The sequence below is a fragment of the Phenylobacterium sp. genome, assembly GCF_036723115.1.
Classification (GTDB): domain Bacteria; phylum Pseudomonadota; class Alphaproteobacteria; order Caulobacterales; family Caulobacteraceae; genus Phenylobacterium.
The window spans coordinates 1-2,275 of the sequence record NZ_DAIMHV010000235.1 but is presented as its reverse complement, the minus strand read 5'-3'; the positions used below and the strand labels follow the sequence as shown (position 1 = coordinate 2,275).

Annotated in this window: 3 protein-coding genes; 2 read left to right on the top strand and 1 reads right to left on the bottom strand. The window is 68.8% G+C overall.

Translation table 11 applies throughout. From position 1 onward, the window contains the following. Window positions 1-130: 130 nt before the first annotated feature. A complete protein-coding gene (locus V7D28_RS14955; RefSeq protein ID WP_333588176.1) occupies window positions 131-1,204 on the bottom strand; it encodes a sensor histidine kinase in 1,074 nt (357 codons plus the stop codon). Window positions 1,205-1,382: 178 nt separating this feature from the next. Between V7D28_RS14955 and V7D28_RS14950 the strand changes: the two genes are divergently transcribed. After that, window positions 1,383-2,024, top strand: a complete 642-nt coding sequence (locus V7D28_RS14950) for a glutathione S-transferase family protein (RefSeq protein WP_333588175.1) — start codon at window positions 1,383-1,385, stop codon at window positions 2,022-2,024. A 49-nt stretch (window positions 2,025-2,073) separates the two neighbouring features. Next, on the top strand, window positions 2,074-2,275 hold a 202-nt coding region (locus V7D28_RS14945), incomplete at its 3' end, for a GTP-binding protein (RefSeq protein ID WP_333588174.1).

Genomic DNA, 2,275 nt, shown 5'->3' with positions numbered 1-2,275 from the left:
GGCCACCAGGCCGCCCAGAACATAGAGGCTGAAGGAGGATACGAATTTCACGGGCGGGGTACTCCGGCGGTTCGGGGTCTTGAGGGTCGCGCCTGGCGCTCCAGGCGTCGATGGTGACCGGCGGCCAGGGTCAGGCCGCCGCGCGGGGTGTCAATCTCTGACCGGCCGGCGCGCGGATTTCGCAGACCAGTCCGGTGGCGGCGAAGTCCAGGCTCACGGTTCCGCCCAGGTCGCCGGCCACGCCCTGTTTGAGCAGGCGCGATCCGAAGCCCTGGCCGGGCGTATCCTGGCGAGGGGGGCCGCCGGTCTCCCGCCAGCGGATGATCACCTCGTCCCGGGCCGGTTGGAACTCGGTGGTCAGGCTCACCCGCCCGCCGCCCGACCAGGCGCCGTATTTCACGGCGTTGGTGGCCAGTTCGTGCAGGGCCATGCCCAGGGTCACCGCGGTGTTGGGCGCCATGGCGAGGTCCGGCCCCTCAAGGCTGTAGGGCTGGCCATAGTGATCCAGGCTCGCCTGCACCAGCTCGGCGAAAGAGGCGCCTTCCCAACTGTGCTTGACCAGCAGGTTGTGGGTGGCCGACAGCGCCATCAGCCGGTCCACGAAGGTGGCCTTGGCGGCCTTGGGCTCCTGTTCGGCGTTCAGGGTCTGGACGGCGATGGACTGCACCGAGGCCAGGGTGTTCTTCACCCGGTGGTTCAGCTCGTCCAGCAACAGCTTCTGACGGGCTTCGTGCTCGCGCATCTCCACCATGGTGTCCATGGCCGCGCGCAGTTCGGCCAGGGCCTGGTCGCGCTCGGCGATCCGCCGTTCCAGCTCGGTGGGCGAGGGCAGGGCGATCACCCGCGGCAGCAGCGGCCAGAGGGCGAAGGCGGTGACCACCGAGACGGCGGCCGTGCCCGCCTTGATCAGGGCCTCGATCCCATAGTCCGGGTTCCAAAGGGTCCAGACCATCATGAAGTGGGTCACCCCGCACAGCATGATGAAGGCGACGAACATCCAGATCGCCCAGCTGAACCGCACGTCCCGGCGATGCCAGAGGAAGACCCCCAGGGCCAGCGGGATGGAGAAGTAGGCGAGCCCGATCAGAACGTCGGAAATGGCGTGGGTCCAGATCAACTCCGGTCGCCACATCAGGCAGATGCCGTGGGGATTGAGGGCGTTGGAATCGAAGAAGTAGGCGATGCGCTCCCAAAGGCCGTTCATCGGAGCTGCTCTCCTTCTGGTCGATCAAGCCGTCTCGATGACGTCATAGCCTACCTTCGAACGCTGTTCGCCCTCGCCGACAAGGGCGCGCCTTGTGGGGCGTCGACCCTGCGCCGTGTCGGCGGATCGTCGCGGGCCGCGCCTATGGACCGGATGCGCCAGGGAGAATCAGGACGTCATGATCACGGTTTGGGGGCGGGCCGATTCCTCGGCGACGGCGCGGGTCATGTGGACCCTGGGCGAGGTGGGCGCGGCCTGGGCCCGGAAAGATTGGGGCGGCGCCTTCGGCGGCAATGACGACCCCGCCTTCCGGGCGATCAGTCCGACCGGCCGAATTCCCGCCATCACCCTGGAGGACGGCTTCAGCCTCTGGGAATCTGGCGCGATCATCGGGTGGCTCGCCGAGCGCCATCCCGAGGCGGGCCTGTGGCCGACGGGCCGCGAGCGGTGGCGGGCCCAGGCCTGGATGGACTGGTCGGCGGCGGCCGGCCGGGCGGTGGGGGCGGTTCGCACGGCCTATCGTCGCGAGTCTCCTGACCTCGACGACATCGCCCGAAGCCTGCGCGACGCCGCCCTGGTGCTGCAGCCGGCCGAACAACGCCTGGCGGGGCGCGACTATCTGATGGGCGAGCGCCTCACGGTCGCCGATCTGGCGCTCGGCGTGATCGTCCACCGGTGGTTCCGCGTCCCGGAGTCCTTGCCCGCGCCGCCCCTGGAAAACCTCCAGGCCTGGTATCGGCGGCTGGCCCGCCGCCCGGCCTATGCCGAGCACGTGCTGGCCAGGGTCAGCGTGCGACCGCAGCGCGTCGGCGGGGTCTGAGGCGTCACGGCCCCTCGCGCATTCGCCCGGATGTGATAGAGCCCGTCGCATGACGACGCCTCTTTCGCGCATCCGCAACTTCTCCATCGTGGCCCATATCGACCACGGCAAGTCGACCCTGTCTGATCGCCTGATCCAGGAAACCGGCGCCCTGACCCAGCGCGAGATGAAGGAGCAGGTGCTCGACTCCATGGAGATCGAGCGCGAGCGCGGGATCACCATCAAGGCCCAGACCGTGCGCCTGCACTACA